Origin of the sequence: Brevibacterium ihuae (genome assembly GCF_900184225.1) — a bacterium.
Taxonomy (GTDB): domain Bacteria; phylum Actinomycetota; class Actinomycetes; order Actinomycetales; family Brevibacteriaceae; genus Brevibacterium; species Brevibacterium ihuae.
In genome coordinates this window covers 364,177-381,306 of sequence record NZ_FXWZ01000002.1, presented here as the reverse complement: position 1 = coordinate 381,306, position 17,130 = coordinate 364,177, and the positions used below count along the sequence as shown (strand labels likewise).

Annotated in this window: 16 protein-coding genes; 6 read left to right on the top strand and 10 right to left on the bottom strand. The window is 71.0% G+C overall.

The features are described from left to right. Positions 1-13: 13 nt before the first annotated feature. From C1A17_RS01690 to C1A17_RS01655, 8 genes are read right to left on the bottom strand one after another with little or no spacing between them, the layout of a single operon-like run. Positions 14-349 carry a metal-sulfur cluster assembly factor gene (locus C1A17_RS01690; protein WP_101650123.1) on the bottom strand — a complete coding sequence of 112 codons (336 nt, stop codon included), beginning with the start codon at positions 347-349 and terminating at the stop codon, positions 14-16. After that, positions 342-824 carry a Fe-S cluster assembly sulfur transfer protein SufU gene (gene sufU / locus C1A17_RS01685; protein ID WP_101650121.1) on the bottom strand — a complete coding sequence of 161 codons (483 nt, stop codon included), beginning with the start codon at positions 822-824 and terminating at the stop codon, positions 342-344. Before sufU ends, C1A17_RS01690 begins: the two co-directional genes overlap by 8 nt. Beyond that, positions 821-2,092 (bottom strand): SufS family cysteine desulfurase, encoded by a 1,272-nt coding sequence (locus C1A17_RS01680; RefSeq protein WP_101650119.1) that lies wholly within the window; start codon positions 2,090-2,092, stop codon positions 821-823. The genes sufU and C1A17_RS01680 overlap by 4 nt, the downstream gene beginning before the upstream one ends. Next, on the bottom strand, positions 2,092-2,850 hold the full coding sequence (gene sufC / locus C1A17_RS01675; protein WP_101650117.1) for a Fe-S cluster assembly ATPase SufC: 759 nt from the start codon (positions 2,848-2,850) through the stop codon (positions 2,092-2,094). Before sufC ends, C1A17_RS01680 begins: the two co-directional genes overlap by 1 nt. A gap of 8 nt (positions 2,851-2,858) precedes the next feature. Beyond that, positions 2,859-3,182, bottom strand: coding sequence for a non-heme iron oxygenase ferredoxin subunit (locus tag C1A17_RS01670; protein WP_101650116.1), 324 nt, complete (start codon positions 3,180-3,182; stop codon positions 2,859-2,861). After that, positions 3,179-4,330 (bottom strand): Fe-S cluster assembly protein SufD, encoded by a 1,152-nt coding sequence (sufD, locus tag C1A17_RS01665; protein ID WP_101650114.1) that lies wholly within the window; start codon positions 4,328-4,330, stop codon positions 3,179-3,181. The genes C1A17_RS01670 and sufD overlap by 4 nt, the downstream gene beginning before the upstream one ends. Before the next feature lie 49 nt (positions 4,331-4,379). After that, positions 4,380-5,816, bottom strand: a complete 1,437-nt coding sequence (sufB, locus tag C1A17_RS01660; RefSeq protein ID WP_281258654.1) for a Fe-S cluster assembly protein SufB — start codon at positions 5,814-5,816, stop codon at positions 4,380-4,382. Next, on the bottom strand, positions 5,813-6,538 hold the full coding sequence (locus C1A17_RS01655) for a helix-turn-helix transcriptional regulator (RefSeq protein WP_101650112.1): 726 nt from the start codon (positions 6,536-6,538) through the stop codon (positions 5,813-5,815). The genes sufB and C1A17_RS01655 overlap by 4 nt, the downstream gene beginning before the upstream one ends. A gap of 120 nt (positions 6,539-6,658) precedes the next feature. Here C1A17_RS01655 and C1A17_RS01650 point away from each other — a divergent pair, with 120 nt between their 5' ends. From C1A17_RS01650 to C1A17_RS01630, 5 genes are all read left to right on the top strand, one after another. After that, positions 6,659-7,588, top strand: a complete 930-nt coding sequence (locus C1A17_RS01650) for an ABC transporter ATP-binding protein (protein ID WP_101650110.1) — start codon at positions 6,659-6,661, stop codon at positions 7,586-7,588. Then, positions 7,585-8,367 carry an ABC transporter permease gene (locus C1A17_RS01645; protein WP_101650108.1) on the top strand — a complete coding sequence of 261 codons (783 nt, stop codon included), beginning with the start codon at positions 7,585-7,587 and terminating at the stop codon, positions 8,365-8,367. The genes C1A17_RS01650 and C1A17_RS01645 overlap by 4 nt, the downstream gene beginning before the upstream one ends. Positions 8,368-8,380: 13 nt before the next feature. Beyond that, entirely contained in the window at positions 8,381-9,358 is a 978-nt protein-coding gene (locus C1A17_RS01640) for a COX15/CtaA family protein (RefSeq protein ID WP_101650106.1), read from the top strand. Positions 9,359-9,425: 67 nt separating this feature from the next. Continuing rightward, positions 9,426-11,159: an ABC transporter ATP-binding protein gene (locus tag C1A17_RS01635; protein WP_101650104.1), complete on the top strand. Its 1,734-nt coding sequence runs from the start codon at positions 9,426-9,428 to the stop codon at positions 11,157-11,159. Position 11,160: 1 nt separating this feature from the next. Then, positions 11,161-13,074, top strand: coding sequence for an ABC transporter ATP-binding protein (locus tag C1A17_RS01630; protein WP_245873371.1), 1,914 nt, complete (start codon positions 11,161-11,163; stop codon positions 13,072-13,074). Here the strand turns inward: C1A17_RS01630 and C1A17_RS01625 are convergent. Together C1A17_RS01625 and C1A17_RS01620 are read right to left on the bottom strand one after the other, a co-directional pair. Then, entirely contained in the window at positions 13,071-13,868 is a 798-nt protein-coding gene (locus C1A17_RS01625) for a class I SAM-dependent methyltransferase (RefSeq protein ID WP_219618232.1), read from the bottom strand. The genes C1A17_RS01630 and C1A17_RS01625 overlap by 4 nt on opposite strands. 41 nt (positions 13,869-13,909) lie before the next feature. Further along, positions 13,910-14,890, bottom strand: coding sequence for a heme o synthase (locus tag C1A17_RS01620; RefSeq protein ID WP_101650090.1), 981 nt, complete (start codon positions 14,888-14,890; stop codon positions 13,910-13,912). Between the two features lie 161 nt (positions 14,891-15,051). Here C1A17_RS01620 and tkt point away from each other — a divergent pair, with 161 nt between their 5' ends. Beyond that, positions 15,052-17,130: a transketolase gene (gene tkt, locus C1A17_RS01615; protein ID WP_101650088.1), complete on the top strand. Its 2,079-nt coding sequence runs from the start codon at positions 15,052-15,054 to the stop codon at positions 17,128-17,130.

Here is a 17,130-nt window from a genome sequence, read left to right as displayed (position 1 = left end):
TGTCGCGGCCTGCTCAGATGTTGAAGCCGAGCGCCCGCATCTGCTCGCGGCCGTCCTCGGTGATCTTCTCCGGACCCCACGGCGGCATCCACACCCAGTTGAGGCGATAGGCCGGCACGATGCCCTCGAGGCTCTGCGCGGTCTGGTCCTCGATGACGTCGGTGAGCGGGCACGCCGCGGACGTCAGGGTCATCTCGATGACGGCGGTGCCGTCCTCCTCGACGGCGACGCCGTAGACGAGTCCGAGATCGACGATGTTGACCCCGAGCTCGGGATCGACGACGTCCATGAGGGCCTCGAGGACCTCCTCCGGGACGGCGTTGGTGGGCTGGTCGATGACTTCAGGCATGGTCTCCTCCTGCTGCGTGGGCCTGTGCGAGTGCGTCTTTGAGCGCCATCCATGACAGGAGGGCGCACTTGATCCGGGCGGGGAAGCGCGAGACCCCCTGGAAGGCGGCGGCGTCGCCGAGGACCTCCTCGTCCGCCTCCCCCTGTCCGCGGGAGTGCATGAGCGCGTGGAACGCCGATTCGGCGGCGGCGAAGCCGGCGGGGCCGGTGTCCTCGGCGATCTCGGTGAGCACCGAGGCCGAGGCCATCGAGATCGAGCACCCCTGCCCGTCCCAGCGGACGGAGAGCGCACCGGTGTCGGGGTCGATCTCCGCCTCGACGGTGATCTCGTCGCCGCACGTCGGGTTGATCTGGTGCGAGGAGCCGAACGCCGCGGCGTGCTCGATCCCGGTCCCCCCGATGAGGGGACGGTTCCCGTGGCGCTGCTTGGCGTGGTCGAGGATGACCTGCTGGTAGAGCTGCTCGAGATCGCTCATGACTCCCCGAAGAACGGTCGGACCCCGGCGAGCGCGTCGAGGAATCGCGCGCAGTCCTCCGGGGTGGTGTACACCGAGGCGCTCGCCCGGGTGGTGGCGGTGAGGCCGTAGCGCCGGTGGAGCGGCTGGGCGCAGTGGTGGCCGACCCGCACCGCCACGCCCTGGGCGTCGAGGTACTGGCCGACGTCGTGCGCGTGGACCCCGGCGACGTCGAAGGCGACCGAGGCGATCCGGTCGCCGCCGGCGTCGGGGCCGATCCGGCGCACGCCCGGGACCCGGTCGACGGCCTCGACGAGGAGGGCGGCGATCTCGGCCTCGTGGGCGGCGACCTCGGCCATCCCGAGCGCGCTGAGGTAGCCGACCGCGGCGCCGAGCCCGGCGACCTGGGCGACGGGCTGGGTGCCGGCCTCGAAGCGCTGCGGGGCCGGCATGAACTCCGCGTGCTCCATGTCCACCGTGGTGATCATCGAGCCGCCGGTGAGCACCGGCGGCAGCGCGTCGAGCAGCTCGGCGCGGCCGTAGAGGACGCCGATCCCCGTGGGCCCGAGCATCTTGTGACCGGAGAACGCCGCGAAGTCGACCCCGAGGGCAGGGAGGTCGACGGGCAGGTGGGGCACGGACTGGCAGGCGTCGAGCACGGTGAGCGCTCCGACCTGCGCCGCGCGCTCGACGAGCCGCTCGACCGGGTTGATCGTGCCGAGCACGTTCGAGGCGTGCGTGAACGCGAGGACCGCGCACCGGGAGTCGACGATCGACTCGAGGTCGGCGAGGTCGAGGTGCCCTTCCTCGGTGAGCGGGAGGTGACGGAGCTCGGCGCCGGTGAGGCGCGCGAGCTGCTGCCACGGGATGAGGTTCGCGTGGTGCTCCATCTCGGTGACGACGATCGCGTCGCCGGGACCGATCCGGAACCGCTGCGCCTCAGGCCCGCCGAGCCCGGCGGAGGCGTGGGACATGCCGAGCGCGATGACGTTGAGGGCCTCGGTGGCGTTCTTCGTCCACACGATCTCCCGGATCCCGGCGCCGACGAAGTCCGCGGTCGCCCGGCGGCCGGCTTCGAAGGCGTCCGTCGCCGCTACCGCGAGGCTGTGCGCCCCGCGGTGGACGGCGGCGTTCCGGTGCGCGTAGAAGTCGAGCTCGGCGTCGATGACGCACTGCGGCTTCTGCGCGGTGGCACCGGAGTCCAGGTACGTCAGCGGCGATCCCCCGACCTCGGTGGCGAGGATCGGGAAGTCGTTGCGGATGCGCTGGACCTCGGTGACGGGCAGCATCAGGCTCCCACGCCGAGGAAGCGGTCGTAGCCCTCGTTCTCGAGCCGGTCGGCGAGCTCGGCGCCGCCCTCCTCCGCGATCCGGCCGGCTACCATGACGTGGACGTGGTCGGGCTGGATGTAGCGCAGGATGCGGGTGTAGTGGGTGATGAGGAGGACGCCGACGTCGGTGTTCTCCTTGACCCGGTTGACGCCCTCGGAGACGATCCGGAGCGCGTCGACGTCGAGTCCGGAGTCGGTCTCGTCGAGGATCGCGAAGCGCGGTGCGAGCAGCTCCATCTGGAGGATCTCGTGGCGCTTCTTCTCGCCGCCGGAGAAGCCCTCGTTGACGTTGCGGGAGGCGAACTCGGGATCGACGCGGAGGTTCTTCATCGCCGCCGACAGGTCCTTCGTCCAGGTGCGGAGCTTGGGCGCCTCGCCGTCGATCGCGGTCTTCGCGGTGCGGAGGAAGTTCGTCACCGTGACGCCGGGCACCTCGACCGGGTACTGCATGGCGAGGAACAGGCCCGCCTTCGCGCGCTCGTCGACGCTCATCCCGAGGATGTCCTCACCGTCGAGCTCGACGGTGCCGGAGGTCACGGTGTAGCCGGGGTGGCCGGCGAGGGCGTAGGCGAGGGTCGACTTGCCGGATCCGTTGGGACCCATGATCGCGTGGGTCTCGCTCGAGCGGATGTCGAGGTCGACGCCGCGCAGGATCTCCTTGGCACCGGCGTCGGTCTCGACGCTGACGTGGAGGTCGCGGATGGAGAGAGTGGACATGGAATTCCTTACTGTTCAGGGCTGGTGGGGTCGACGTAGATCATGCCGTCGCGCTCCGCACACGGGTGGACGGCGACCGGCTCGAAGGCCGGCGGGGTGAGTGGTCGGCCGGAGCGGAGGTCGAAGGCGGAGCCGTGGAGCCAGCACTCGATCGAGCAGCCGGACACCTCCCCCTCGGCGAGGGAGACCTCGCCGTGGGTGCACAGGTCGTCGATCGCGTGCACGGCGCCGTCGTCGGTCCGGGCGATGCAGATCTCGCGGCCGTCGAGCACGACGCGGATCGCCTCGCCGGGGGCCACGGCGTCGGCGGCGCAGGCGGCGAGCTCGGTCACATCATGCTCCGGGCGAGCTCGTCCTCGATCCGCTCGGCGAGCACCGACTCGATCTCGGGCACGCGGATCTGCTGGATGACCTCGTTGAAGAACCCGCGCACGACGAGCCGCCGGGCCTCGACCTCGTCGATGCCGCGGCTCATGAGGTAGAACAGGTGCTCTTCGTCGAAGCGGCCGGTCGAGGAGGCGTGGCCCGCACCCTCGATGTCGCCGGTCTCGATCTCGAGGTTCGGCACGGAGTCCGCGCGGGCGCCCTCGGTGAGGACGAGGTTGCGGTTGAGCTCGTAGGTGTTGATGCCGATCGCCTCGGGACGGATGAGGACGTCGCCGATCCACACGCTGCGCGCATCGGTGCCCTGGAGCGCACCCTTGTACATGACGTCGGACACCGCCTGCGGGGTGTTGTGGTCGACGTAGGTGCGGTGCTCGAGGTGCTGATCGGCGTCGGCGAAGTACAGCCCGAGGAGGCGCGCGTCGCCGCCCGGCCCGTCGTAGCGGACGTTCGAGTTGAGCCGCACGACGTCGCCGCCGAGCGAGATCGCGATGTGGGTGTACTGCGCGTCCTTGCCGACGATCGCGTCGTGCTGGCCGAGGTGGGCGGAGCCGTCCTCCCACAGCTGCAGCGACACGAAGGTGAGCTGGGCGCCGGCACCGACGACGATCGACACGAGCTCGGAGTACCGGGCGGCGCCCTCGTGCTCGACGACGACGGTCGCACGGGCGTTGTCTCCCACGGTGAGGAGCACGTGGCCGTGCGCCGCACCGGTGCCGGTGCCGTCGGCGTGCACGATGACGGCCTCGGACAGCTCGGCGCCGGGGGCGATCGCGTAGTGGAGCACCTCCGGGGCGCGGGCCGCGGCGATCGCGGCGGGCCGGTCCTCGGGGGCCATGATGCCCATTCCGCGGGCGGTGTCGGCGTCGATGGTCTCGACGGTCACGCCCTCGGGCAGGTCCTGGGTGTAGCTCAGGCGGGCGGAGCCCGCGGCGTCGTCGAGCAGATCGCTCAGCTGCGCGGTGGGGGTGAAGCGCCACTCCTCCTCGCGGCCGGTGACCTGCGGGAAATCGGCGACTGCGAAGCTCCGGGTGCGCTCGCTGCGGGATGCGATGGGCACCTGGACCTCGGCAGCGGCCTGCACGGTGTCTGTCATGGAAGGGTTCTCTCCTGGTCGGGGGCGGTAGGGGGCGGGGCGGCGCGGATCAGCCGACCGCGCCCTCCATCTGCAGCTCGATGAGCCGGTTGAGCTCGAGGGCGTACTCCATCGGGAGCTCGCGGGCGATCGGCTCGATGAAGCCGCGCACGATCATCGCCATCGCCTCGGTCTCCTCGAGGCCGCGGCTCATGAGGTAGAAGAGCTGATCGGCGCTGACCTTCGACACCGTCGCCTCGTGGCCGAGCGACACGTCGTCCTCGCGGATGTCGATGTAGGGGTAGGTGTCCGAGCGCGACACGTTGTCGACGAGCAGGGCGTCGCACAGCACGGTGTTCGAGGCGCCCTTGGCGCCCGGATGGACGTGGACGAGTCCGCGGTAGCCGGCCCGTCCCCCGTTGCGCGCCACCGACTTCGACACGATCGACGAATGGGTGTTCGGGGCCGCGTGGACCATCTTGGCTCCGGTGTCCTGGTGCTGGCCGGTGCCGGCGAAGGCCACGGACAGGGTCTCGCCGCGGGCGTGCTCGCCGGTCAGCCAGATCGCGGGGTACTTCATCGTGACCTTCGAGCCGATGTTGCCGTCGACCCACTCCATGGTGGCGCCGGATTCGGCGATCGCGCGCTTGGTCACGAGGTTGTACACGTTGTTCGACCAGTTCTGGATCGTCGTGTAGCGGACGCGGGCGTCCTTCTTCGCGATGATCTCGACGACGGCCGAGTGGAGCGAGTCCGATTTGTAGATCGGCGCCGTGCAGCCCTCGACGTAGTGCACGTACGAGCCCTCGTCGGCGATGATGAGCGTGCGCTCGAACTGCCCCATGTTCTCGGTGTTGATCCGGAAGTACGCCTGGAGCGGGATCTCGACGTGGACGCCCTTGGGGACGTAGATGAAGGATCCGCCCGACCACACGGCGGTGTTGAGCGCGGAGAACTTGTTGTCGCCGGACGGGATCACCGTGCCGAAGTACTCCTCGAACAGCTCCGGGTGCTCCTTGAGCGCGGTGTCCGTATCGAGGAAGATCACGCCCTGGCGCTCGAGCTCCTCGTTGATCTTGTGGTAGACGACCTCGGATTCGTACTGCGCGGCGACGCCGGCCACCAGGCGCTGCTTCTCCGCCTCCGGGATGCCGAGCCGGTCGTAGGTGTTCTTGATGTCCTCGGGGAGGTCCTCCCAGGACTGCGCCTGACCCTCGGTCGAGCGCACGAAGTACTTGATGTCGGCGAAGTCGATCCCGGTGAGGTCCGCTCCCCAGGTGGGCATCGGCTTCTTCTCGAACAGGCGGAGGGCCTTGAGGCGGCGCTGGAGCATCCACTCCGGCTCCTCCTTGAGGGCGGAGATGTTGCGCACGACGTCCTCGTTGAGTCCGCGCTGCGCGGCGGCCCCGGCATCGGTGGCGTCGTGCCAGCCGTAGGCGTAGTTCCCGATGTCCTTGAGCTCGGGATTGGCCTCGAGGATCGGGTTGGTCTCGGTGGTGTCGGTCACCGTGAGCCTCCTTGGTTGCGGTCGGTCTGGTCGATCAACGGACGGTTGAGGACCGAGGTCGGGATGTGCGTGGTGCAGACGTGGTCGCCGTGCGCCAGCGTGGACAGCCGGCGCACGTCGACGTCGAGGTAGTCGGCGAACATCTGGAGCTCCGCCTCGCAGAACTCCGGGTACTCCTGGGCGACGTGCTGGATCGGGCAGTGCCCCTGGCACAGCTGGATCGCCTCGAGCGGGGTGCCCACCGCGACCGGCGAGGCCGAGGCGGCGAAGCCCTCCGCCGACAGCGCGCCGGCGAGCTCCCGGGCGCGCCCGACGACGGTGGTCCCGCGGCGCTCGATCCGGCCGCGCAGGCGCTCGCCGAGCTCCGCGGCGTGCTCGGCCGCGAACTCGGCGACCGCACCGCGACCGGCCCGGCGCTGGACGAAGCCGAGGACGTCGACGGCGAGGTCGTCGTAGGTGTGGCTGATCGCCTCGTGCCCGGCCGCGGTCACGACGTACTGCCGGGCGGGGCGGCCGCGGCCGGTCCGCGTCCCGGCGAGCTTCCGGACCTCGATGAGGCCGTCGGCCTCGAGGGCGTCGAAGTGACGCCGGATCGCGGCGGCGGTGAGGTCCATGACCTTCGCGACGCCGGAGGCGCTCACCGGACCGATGTCGAGCACGGCGGCGAGCACGCGCTGGCGCGTGCGGGCGTCCTCGGAGCGTGCGATGGCGCGCGACGTCATGGTGCTCCTCCTCGTGCTCGGCTTCGCGGCGATGTGCCCGTGACTTCTACAAGACGATTGTTGCGTAATCTATTCCGCTGTCAACGAAGGCGAGCCTCAGCCCGGCTAGGATGGACGACCGTGACGACAGCACCCCTCGAGCTCTCAGCGCTCGGCTTCGACTACCGGTCCGTGCCGGCCCTCGAGTCGATCTCGCTCATCGCTCAGCCCGGTCGCGTCCACGCCGTCCTCGGACCCAACGGCGCGGGCAAGTCGACGACGATCGCGTGCGCCGTCGGGCTCCTCCGCCCCACCCGCGGGACCGCCCGGATCTTCGGGCGGGATCCGGTCGCCGAGCACACCGCGACCGCCGGGCTCACCGGGGTCATGCTCCAGGACGGGGGCCTGCCGATGTCGGCGCGCCCGCTCGCCGCCCTCCGCCACCTGTCCCGGATGTACGCCGACCCGCTCGACGTCGACGCGATCGCGGAGAGGCTCGGCATCACCGCGTACGCCGACCGGACCATCCGCCGGCTGTCCGGTGGACAGCGCCAGCGCGTCGGCCTCGCCGCCGCTCTCATCGGGCGCCCCCGCCTCGTGTTCCTCGACGAGCCGACCGCGGGACTCGACCCCCAGGCCTCCCTCGTCGTCCGCGAGGTCGTCGGCGAGCTCCGGGCCGACGGCGTCGCCGTGGTCCTCACCACGCACGACATGGCCGACGCCCAGCAGCTCGCGGACACCGTGACGATCATCGACCACGGCCGCGTCATCGCCGCGGGCTCCCCGGCCGAGCTCACCGCCGCCTCCGACGGTGCGCACAGCGTCCGGATGCGGCTCGCCGCGCCTGCTCCCGCCGGCCTCGCGGCCGCCCTCGCACGGTTCGGAGCGGTGCGCGAGCACGGCGCCGGCGGCGGGGAGGTGCTCACGGTGTCGGGCGACTTCGGCCCTGCGGAGCTCGCCGGCCTCACCGCCGTGCTCGCCGAGCACGGCGTGCGCGTGACCGATCTCTCGCTCCACGGCCGGACGCTCGCCGACGTCTTCCTCGAGCTCACCGGGAGGAGCCTGCGATGAGCACGCCCGACCACGCCGCACGCGGCCCGGTCCGCGCGGCGCCCGCGCACCGCCGGATCCTCGCCCAGGCCCGGTTCGAGGCCAGCGGGATCCTCCGCAACGGCGAGCAGCTGCTCCTCTCGCTCGTCCTCCCGATCATCGTGCTCCTCGGGCTCTCGCTCACCGGCATCCTCGACGTCCTCGGCATCGGAACCGGGGGCCGCTCCCCCGTCGCCGTCGCCGCCGCCGGGGTGCTCGGCCTCGCGATCGCCTCGTCCGCCTTCACCGGTCAGGCCATCGCGACCGGCTTCGACCGCCGCTACGGCGTGCTCCGCCAGCTCGCCACCACGCCGCTGGGAACCTCCGGGCTCATCTGGGGCAAGCTGCTCGCCGTCCTCGCGGTCGTGCTCGTCCAGTTCGCGCTCATCGCCGTCATCGCCCTCGTGCTCGGCCTCGACGCCCCGGTCGACCCGTTCGCGGTCGGCCTCGCCGGCCTGCTCGGCACCGCCGTCATGCTCACCTGGGGCCTCGTCCTCGGCGGTGCGCTGCGCGCCGAGGCGACCCTCGCCCTCGCCAATCTCCTCTGGGTGCTCATGGCTGCGGTCGGCGGACTCGTCGTCGCCCAGGCCGGCCTCTGGGGCGCGTTCGTGCGCTTCACGCCCTCCGGCGCCCTCGGCGATGCGATGCGCGCCGCCGTGCTCGACGGCGCGGTCGACCTCCGCGCCCTCGCGGTCCTCCTCGCCTGGACGGTGCTCGGGCTGCTGGCGGCCCGCCGCTGGTTCGACTTCGACGGAAGATGAGACACTGGGAGACATGACGACCACCGCCTCCGGACCCTCCGCACCGCCCGCCGGCTCCCGCTGGCAGCCCGCCACCGTCACCCGGCTCGTCCGCATCGCCGCCTGGGTCATGCTCTTCGCCCAGTCCGCGATCATCGTCACCGGCGCCCTCGTGCGGCTCACCGGGTCCGGGCTCGGGTGCCCGACCTGGCCGATGTGCACCGACGACTCGCTCGTCAATACCCCGGAGATGGGGATCCACGGCTACATCGAGTTCGGCAACCGGCTCCTCGGTGTCGCGCTCGGGCTCCTCGGCGTCGCGATCCTCGTGCTCCTGTGGCGGCTCCGGAAGTCCCGCCCCGACCTCTTCCGGCTGACGTTCTGGCTCACCGCGGTGGTCCCGTTCCAGGCGCTCCTCGGCGGTCTCACCGTGCGCACCCAGCTCAACCCGTGGATCGTCGCCGCCCACTTCATCCCCTCGGCCGTCGCCGTCGGCGCGGCCGCCTACTTCGTGCGCCGCACCGCGGACTCCGGTCGGAACCCCCGGCCGCTCGGCTCGCCGCTGCTCCGCGGCCTGTGCTGGACGATCGGCGGTCTCATGGTCGTCGTCGTGCTCCTCGGGGTCCTCGTCACCGGGGCCGGCCCGCACGCCGGCGACGTCATCAGCGCCCGCAACGGCCTCGACACCGTGATGATCTCCCGCCTCCATGCGATCCCGGTGTGGCTGCTCATCGGCGCCACGATCCTCGCCCGCATCCTGTCCGCCCGGCAGGGGCTTCCCGAGCTCTCCCGTGCGCTCACCGTCCTCCTCCTCGTCGAGGCCGCGCAGGGGGCGATCGGCTACTTCCAGTACTTCACCGGTCTGCCGGTCGCCGCCGTCGCGCTCCACCTCGCGGGCGCCTGCCTCGTCATCGCCGGGGCCGTCGTCGTCGTCGACGCCTGCTACCGCCGCGATCCGCTGCCGGCGACCGCCGTCCCGGACTCCCCGCGGGCGGTCCATCAGACGGTGTGAGGCGTTCCACGCCCCTCCTGAGCGTCACCGGTGAGCGCACGGCGCCCCCGTCTGCTTGAATGTCCGGGTGCCTCTTCTCGCGCTCCTCCGCCGCTACCTCCTCGACTACCGCGGGCTCATCGTCGGCGTCGTCGTCTTCCAGGCCCTCCAGTCCTTCGGTCTGCTCCTCATCCCGACGCTCAACGCACGGATGATCGACGAGGGCGTCGCCCGCGGCGACGTCCCGACGGTGTGGGCCTACGGCGGCTGGATGGTCGTCGTCGCCGTCGCTCAGCTCGTGTGCAACGGGATCGCGATCTACTGCGGGGCGAAGTGCGCGATGTCCGCCGCCCGCGACCTCCGCCGCGACGTCTTCCACCACGTCGTCGACATGGGCCACCAGGACGTGTCCCGCTTCTCCGCCGCGGGTCTCATCACGCGCAACACCAACGACATCCGACAGGTCCAGCAGTTCGTCGTGCTCAGCGCCACGATGCTCGTCATGGCCCCGCTCATGGCGCTCGGCGGGATCGTCATGGCGCTCGCGGAGAGCTTCCGGCTGTCGTGGATCGTCGTCGTCACCGTCGTCGTGCTCGGCGTCGTCATGGCGTTCCTCGTCTCCCGCATGGTCCCGTCCTTCGCCGTCATGCAGGAGCGCATCGACGCCCTCAACTCGGTCACCCGCCAGCAGCTCACCGGGATCCGCGTCATCCGCGCCTTCGTCCGCGAACCCGCCGAGGCCGCGCGCTTCGGGGACGCCAACCGCGCGGTCACCGACGCGAATCTCCGGGTCGGCCGGCTGTTCGCCCTGATGTTCCCGCTCGTGATGTTCATCATCGGCGCGGCGTCGGCCGCCGTCGTCTGGTTCGGCGCCTTCGAGGTGGAGGCCGGCACGCTCGGGGTCGGCACTCTCATGGCCTTCATCCAGTACCTCCTCATGATCCTCATGGGCGTGATGATCGCCTCCTTCATGGCGATGATGATCCCGCGCGCCGCGGTCTCCGCTGGTCGCATCCTCGCGGTCGTCGACTCCCCGGTGACGATCGACTTCTCCGGCACCCGGACGGAGACCCCTGCACCCGGCGAGGTCGAGCTCTCCGGGGTCGGGTACCGCTATCCGGGGGCCGAGGAGACGGTGCTGCGCGACATCGACGTGCGGGTCCCCGCCGGTTCGACGCTCGCGATCGTCGGGGCCACCGGATCGGGCAAGACCACCCTCGCCGCGCTCATCGTGCGGCTCATCGACGCCGACACCGGAACGGTGCGGGTCGGCGGCGCGGACGTCCGCGACCTCGATCCCGCGGTGCTCCACGCACAGACCGGCTTCGTCCCGCAGCAGGCGTACCTGTTCTCCGGGACCATCGCCGACACCCTGCGGTTCGCCGCCCCCGACGCCGACGAGGCCGCGATGTGGGCCGCTCTCGACACCGCGCAGGCGACCTTCGTCCGCGAACTCCCCGACGGGCTCGACCACGAGCTCACCCAGGGCGGCACCAATCTGTCCGGCGGCCAGCGGCAGCGCATCGCGATCGCCCGCGCACTCGTCGGACGTCCGCGGATCCTCGTCTTCGACGACTCGTTCTCCGCCCTCGACACCGCGACCGACAAGGCGCTGCGCGCCGCCCTCGCCCGGGACGTCGACGCGACGATGATCATCGTCGCCCAGCGGATCGCGACCGCGCGCGACGCCGACGCCATCCTCGTGCTCGACGAGGGCCGGATCGTCGGCCTCGGCACCCATGCGGAGCTCGCGGAGTCGAACCCGGTCTACCGGGAGATCATCGACTCGCAGGCCGCCGCGGCGACCGGAGAGGAGGTCTGAGATGTCGATGGAGGATGCACCGGGTGCCAAGGCCCGCGCCTTCGGGCCGACGATGAGGCGCCTGCTCGGACGCTTCCGGCCCTTCACCCTCGCTGTCGTCGGCGCCATCGTCCTCAACGCTGTCGGCATGGTCTTCACCGTGCTCGGCCCGCTCGTCCTCGGACAGGCGACGAACCTCGTCTACGAGGGCTGGGTGTCCGGCCGGATGGAGGGCGGCCGGTCCCAGGCCGAGGTCGTCGCCGACCTCCGCGCCGCCGGCGACACGACGATGGCCGACATGGTCGCCGCGATGGAGATCGTGCCCGGTGGCGGGATCGACTTCGCCGCGCTCGGCCGGACGCTCCTGCTCACCCTCGCGGTGTACCTGCTCGGCTCTCTGGTGATGTTCGTCGCGAGCCGGATCCTCAACTCCGTCGTCCAGCGCGTGATGTACCGCCTCCGCGAGGACGTCGAGTCGAAGATCCATGCGCTCCCGCTGTCGCACTTCGACCGGATGAAGCGCGGCGACGTGCTCTCCCGGCTGACGAACGACCTCGACAACCTCAACCAGGTGCTCAGCGAGTCGCTCGGGCAGATCGTCATGAGCCTGCTCACCGTCGTCGGCGTCCTCGGGATGATGTTCGCGCTGTCGTGGCAGCTCACGCTCGTCACCCTCATCACCGTGCCGCTCACCGCGCTCGTCATCGGCCTCCTCGGGATCCGCTCGCAGCGCCAGTTCCAGGCGCAGTGGAAGGCCACCGGCGTCCTCAACTCCCGCGTCGAGGAGTCGATCACCGGTCACGACCTCATCACCGTGTACGGCCGCGACCGGGTGACCAAGGAGCGCTTCGACGCGGAGAACGACGACGTCTATCGGGCCTCCTTCTCCGCCCAGATGCTCTCCGGGCTCATGATGCCGGCGATGCAGTTCATCGGGAACCTCGTCTACGTCGGGATCGCGGTCGTCGGCGCCCTCCAGGTCGCCTCGGGCCAGCTCCGGCTCGGGACCGTGCAGGCATTCATCCAGTACTCCCGCCAGTTCTCCCAGCCGCTCGCGCAGCTCGGCGGCATGGCGGCGCAGCTCCAGTCCGCGGCGGCCTGCGCGGAGCGCGTGTTCGAGCTCCTCGGCTATCCGGAGGAGACCCCGGACACCGGCACCGCGACCCTGCCCGAGCGCCCGCGCGGGGAGATCGCCTTCGAGCACGTCGCCTTCGGCTACTCCCGCGACGCACCCCTCATCACCGACCTCGGCCTGCGCGCCGCACCGGGCACGACGACGGCGATCGTCGGCCACACCGGGGCGGGGAAGACGACGCTCGTCAACCTCCTCATGCGGTTCTACGAGGTGGACTCCGGCCGGATCACCTTCGACGGCGTGGACATCGCGGACCTGCGCCGCTCCGAGCTCCGCTCCCACATGGGCATGGTGCTCCAGGACACGTGGCTGTTCGGCGGGACGATCGAGGAGAACATCGCCTACGGCAAGCCCGGGGCCACCCGGGAGGAGGTCGTGGCGGCGGCCGAGGCGTGCTACGTCGATCACGTCGTGCGCACCCTGCCCGAGGGCTACGACACCGTCATCGATGACGACGGCGGGAACCTGTCGCAGGGAGAGCGCCAGCTCATCACCATCGCGCGGGCCTTCCTCACGAAGCCCGCCGTGCTCATCCTCGACGAGGCGACGTCCTCGGTCGACACCCGGACCGAGCTCCTCCTCCAGCAGGCGATGCAGTCGCTGCGCGCGGGGCGGACGAGCTTCGTCATCGCGCACCGGCTGTCGACGATTCGCGACGCCGACACGATCCTCGTCATGGCCCACGGCGACATCGTCGAGCAGGGCTCCCACTCCGAGCTCCTCGCCCGGGGCGGCGCCTACGCCGAGCTCCATGCCGCCCAGCTCGCCGCCGGGGGCTCGCTCGACGACCTCGACGACTAGCCCTGCGGCTCCCCGACCTTCCGGCAGATCATGAGCTCGGTGCTCGGTCCCTCGGTGCGCGAGCGCACGAGCCTGAGCTCGAGCGGGTGGAGGAGCCGTCCGGCGAGTCCCCCGAGGCCCGCGGCGACGAGGGAGCGCATGACGACCGCCCACGCGCGGCGCCGCAGGCATTGGGCGTCGACCTGGGCGTTCATGAGGACGAACATCGGGGTGTGCCGGATCGGTTCGAGGCCGGCCGCGGCGAGCTCCCGCTCGATCGTGTGCATCGAGCGGTTGACCTGGCGCGGTCCGCGCTGCTCGGGACCGAAGAGGAAGTTCTCGCTGAAGACGAAGTGGCCGCCGGGGCGGAGCAGTGCCGCGGCGTTGCGGAGCGCCTGCGCGTGCCCGGCGTCATCGGTGATGTGGAAGAGCATGTCCATCGCGGACACGATGTCGTACGATCCGGCCGCCACCGGGAGCTCGGGGGACGCGGCGTCGAAGACGTGGAACTCCTCGTCCGGGAAGCGCTCGCGGAGGTTCCGCACGGCTGACGACGTGATGTCCGAGCCGGTCACCGAGGGAGCGCCGAGCTCGCGCCACAGATCGACGTAGAAGCCGGTTCCGGAGCCGATGTCGAACACCGCGGAGGCGGGGATGTCGAGCGGTGCGCGCTCCATCTCCGCGAGGAACACCTCGCGCCGCACGCGGTACATCCAGACGTTGAAGGCCTTGCCGAGGGCGCGATAGCCGACTCCGGTCTCCGTCCAGTCGGAGGCGAGCCGGTCTTCCCAGAAATCCTTCGTCGACATCTCCATCCCCCGATGCTATCGGGACGGCGGGAGAGCCGGAAGGAGCCTCAGACGAACGGGTTGACGAAGGGGTCGATCGCGATCGCGAGGAAGAGGACCGACAGGTAGGTGATCGAGCCGTGGAAGACCTTCATGGCCCGCAGCTGGGTGCCCTGGAAGCCCTGCTTCGCGCGGGAGGTCAGCCCGTAGCAGAGGTACATGAACCACGCGCCGGAGAGCACGGCGACGGCGATGTAGAGCGGGCCCATGGGGGCGACGGGGATGAGGGCGAGGCTCGCGGCGACCATCAGCCAGCCGTAGACGAGGATCTGCCGGCCGACCGTCGTGGGCGGCACCTTCGAGGGGAGCATCGGCACCCCGGCGGCGTCGTAGTCCGCCTTGTACTTGATGGCGAGCGGCCAGTAGTGCGGGGGCGTCCAGAAGAACACGACGAGGAACAGGATGAGCGGCTCCCAAGCGAGCGAGCCCGTGACCGCCGACCAGCCGATGAGCACCGGCATGCAGCCCGCGGCCCCGCCCCACACGATGTTCTGCGCGGTGTGGCGCTTGAGCATGATCGTGTAGAACACGACGTAGAGGAGGATCGCGACGGCGGTGAGGCCGGCGGCGACCCAGTTGGTGAAGCCGCCCATCCAGAAGATCGAGCCGATGCCGAGCGCGAACGCGAAGATCACCGCTTCGCGGAGCGTGACCTCGCCCGTGACGAGCGGACGGTTCTCGGTGCGCCGCATCTTCGCGTCGATGTCGCGGTCGAGGATGCAGTTGAAGACCGAGGCCGAGGCGGCGGCCGCCGAGCCGCCGACGAGGGTGGCGAGGACGAGGCCGAGGTTCGGCATGCCCTGCGCGGCGAGGAACATCACCGGCGCGGTGGTGACGAGGAGGAGCTCGATCACCCGGGGCTTGGTGAGCGCGACGAAGGCCATGAACCGGCTGCGGCCGCCGGCGCGGGACTGGATCCGGGATTCGTCGATGGTCCGCTGCAGCGGCCGCTCGACGGATCCGGTCGCATGCTGCTGTTCACTGCTCACGTCGGGGCGATCTCTTCCTCTGGACACCTGTGCGAAGGATTCCCACCATCCTACCGCTCACCAGGTTTATTTCCACTTCCGCCGCCGCGGTTCCGCACACTGCGGACCACCCGGTAGAGTCGGTGACGACGACCCCCGAGCTGAAGGACAGATGCCCTGCCATGAGCCCTGTGACCTGGTCCGCGAAGGACACCACGGCTGTCGATACCGCACGTCTGCTCGCTGCGGACGCCGTTCAGAAGGCCGGCAACGGTCACCCGGGCACCGCGATGAGCCTCGCGCCCGTCGCCTACACGCTGTACCAGCACACCATGGTCCACGATCCGGCCGATCCGACGTGGATCGGCCGCGACCGCTTCGTGCTCTCCGCCGGGCACTCGAGCCTCACGCAGTACGTCCAGCTCTTCCTCTCCGGCTACGGCCTCGAGCTCGATGATCTCCGGGAGCTGCGCCAGTGGGGATCGCTCACCCCCGGGCACCCGGAGGTCGGGCACACCGCCGGGGTGGAGATCACCACCGGCCCCCTCGGCTCGGGCCTCGCCTCGGCCGTCGGCATGGCGATGGCCGCCCGGCGCGAGCGCGGCCTCCTCGACCCCGACGCCCCGGCGGGCGAATCGGTGTTCGACCACCGCATCTACGTGCTCGCCTCCGACGGCGACCTCCAGGAGGGCGTGTCCTCCGAGGCGTCCTCGCTCGCCGGCACCCAGGAGCTCGGCAACCTCATCGTCATCTGGGACGACAACCGGATCTCGATCGAGGACGACACCTCGATCGCCTTCACCGAGGACACGAGCGCCCGCTACGCCACCTACGGCTGGCACGTCGAGCACGTCGACTTCACCCAAGGGCGCACGGAGTACCGGGAGGACATCGACGCGCTCGCCGCCGCGCTCGACGCCGCCCAGCGGGACCCCCGTCCCTCGTTCATCCGCCTCTCGACGATCATCGCGTGGCCCGCCCCCACCGCCCAGGGCACCGGTGCCTCGCACGGCGCCGCCCTCGGCGAGACGGAGATCGCGGCGACGAAGGAGCTCCTCGGCTTCGATCCGGCCGAGCAGTTCTTCGTCGACCCCGCCGTCCTCGAGCACGCCCGCGGAGTCCGCGAGCGGGGTGCCCGCGCGCACGCCGACTGGGAGGAGCGCTTCGCCGCCTGGCGCACCGCGCAGCCCGAGCGCGCCGCACTCCTCGACCGCCTGCAGGCGGGGGAGCTGCCCGCGGGCCTCGACGAGGCGCTGCCGGTGTTCGAGGCGTCCGCCACGGGCATCGCCACCCGCGCCGCCTCCGGCCAGGTCATCAATGCGCTCGCCCCGCTCCTGCCGGAGCTGTGGGGCGGGTCCGCCGACCTCGCAGGATCGAACAACACCCTCATCAAGGGCGAGCCGTCCTTCCTCCCGACCGACCGGAGCTCGGAGATGTTCTCCGGCACCCCGTACGGACGGAACATCCACTTCGGCATCCGCGAGTTCGCCGCCGGACTCGTGTGCAACGGCATCGCCCTCCACGGCCCGACCCGTCCGTACAACGGGACCTTCCTCGTGTTCAGCGACTACCAGCGCCCTGCGGTGCGGCTCGCCGCCCTCCAGCAGCTGCCGACGGTGTTCGTGTGGACCCACGACTCGATCGGGCTCGGAGAGGACGGACCGACCCACCAGCCCGTCGAGCACCTGAGTGCGCTCCGCGCGATCCCCGGGCTCGACGTGGTCCGCCCGGCCGACGCGAACGAGACCGCGGTGGCCTGGCGCCGGATCCTCGACCGCACCGACGGCCCCACCGGCCTCATCCTCACCCGGCAGGCGGTCCCGGTCCTCGATCGCGAGACCCTCGCCCCGGCCGCCGAGGCGGCGCGCGGCGGGTACGTCCTCCAGGACTGCGCGGGCGAGCCCGAGGTCATCGTCATGGCGTCGGGCTCCGAGGTCGCCATCGCCCTCGAGGCGGCGGCGACGCTCACCGAGCGCGGCACCCGCGTGCGGGTCGTGTCGATGCCGAGCCACGAGTGGTTCGACGCCGAGCCCGCGGAGTACCGCGAGTCCGTCCTGCCCACGGCCGTCACCGCCCGCGTGAGCATCGAGGCCGCGACCGCGATGAGCTGGCACCGCTACCTCGGCTCGCACGGGCGCGCAGTGTCCCTCGAGCACTTCGGCGCCTCCGCCGACTACCAGCGCCTCTACACCGAGTTCGGCATCACCGCGGACGCGGTCGTGGCGGCCGCGGACGAGGCGCTCACCGTTGCGAAAGGATGA

Bases quoted from the DNA above. Each gene is read 5' to 3' on its own strand.
- C1A17_RS01690 (WP_101650123.1), bottom strand. From the start codon at position 349: ATGCCTGAAGTCATCGACCAGCCCACCAACGCCGTCCCGGAGGAGGTC.
- sufU (WP_101650121.1), bottom strand. From the start codon at position 824: ATGAGCGATCTCGAGCAGCTCTACCAGCAGGTCATCCTCGACCACGCC.
- C1A17_RS01680 (WP_101650119.1), bottom strand. From the start codon at position 2,092: ATGCTGCCCGTCACCGAGGTCCAGCGCATCCGCAACGACTTCCCGATC.
- sufC (WP_101650117.1), bottom strand. From the start codon at position 2,850: ATGTCCACTCTCTCCATCCGCGACCTCCACGTCAGCGTCGAGACCGAC.
- sufD (WP_101650114.1), bottom strand. From the start codon at position 4,330: ATGACAGACACCGTGCAGGCCGCTGCCGAGGTCCAGGTGCCCATCGCA.
- C1A17_RS01655 (WP_101650112.1), bottom strand. From the start codon at position 6,538: ATGACGTCGCGCGCCATCGCACGCTCCGAGGACGCCCGCACGCGCCAG.
- C1A17_RS01645 (WP_101650108.1), top strand. From the start codon at position 7,585: ATGAGCACGCCCGACCACGCCGCACGCGGCCCGGTCCGCGCGGCGCCC.
- C1A17_RS01640 (WP_101650106.1), top strand. From the start codon at position 8,381: ATGACGACCACCGCCTCCGGACCCTCCGCACCGCCCGCCGGCTCCCGC.
- C1A17_RS01630 (WP_245873371.1), top strand. From the start codon at position 11,161: ATGTCGATGGAGGATGCACCGGGTGCCAAGGCCCGCGCCTTCGGGCCG.
- C1A17_RS01625 (WP_219618232.1), bottom strand. From the start codon at position 13,868: ATGGAGATGTCGACGAAGGATTTCTGGGAAGACCGGCTCGCCTCCGAC.
- tkt (WP_101650088.1), top strand. From the start codon at position 15,052: ATGAGCCCTGTGACCTGGTCCGCGAAGGACACCACGGCTGTCGATACC.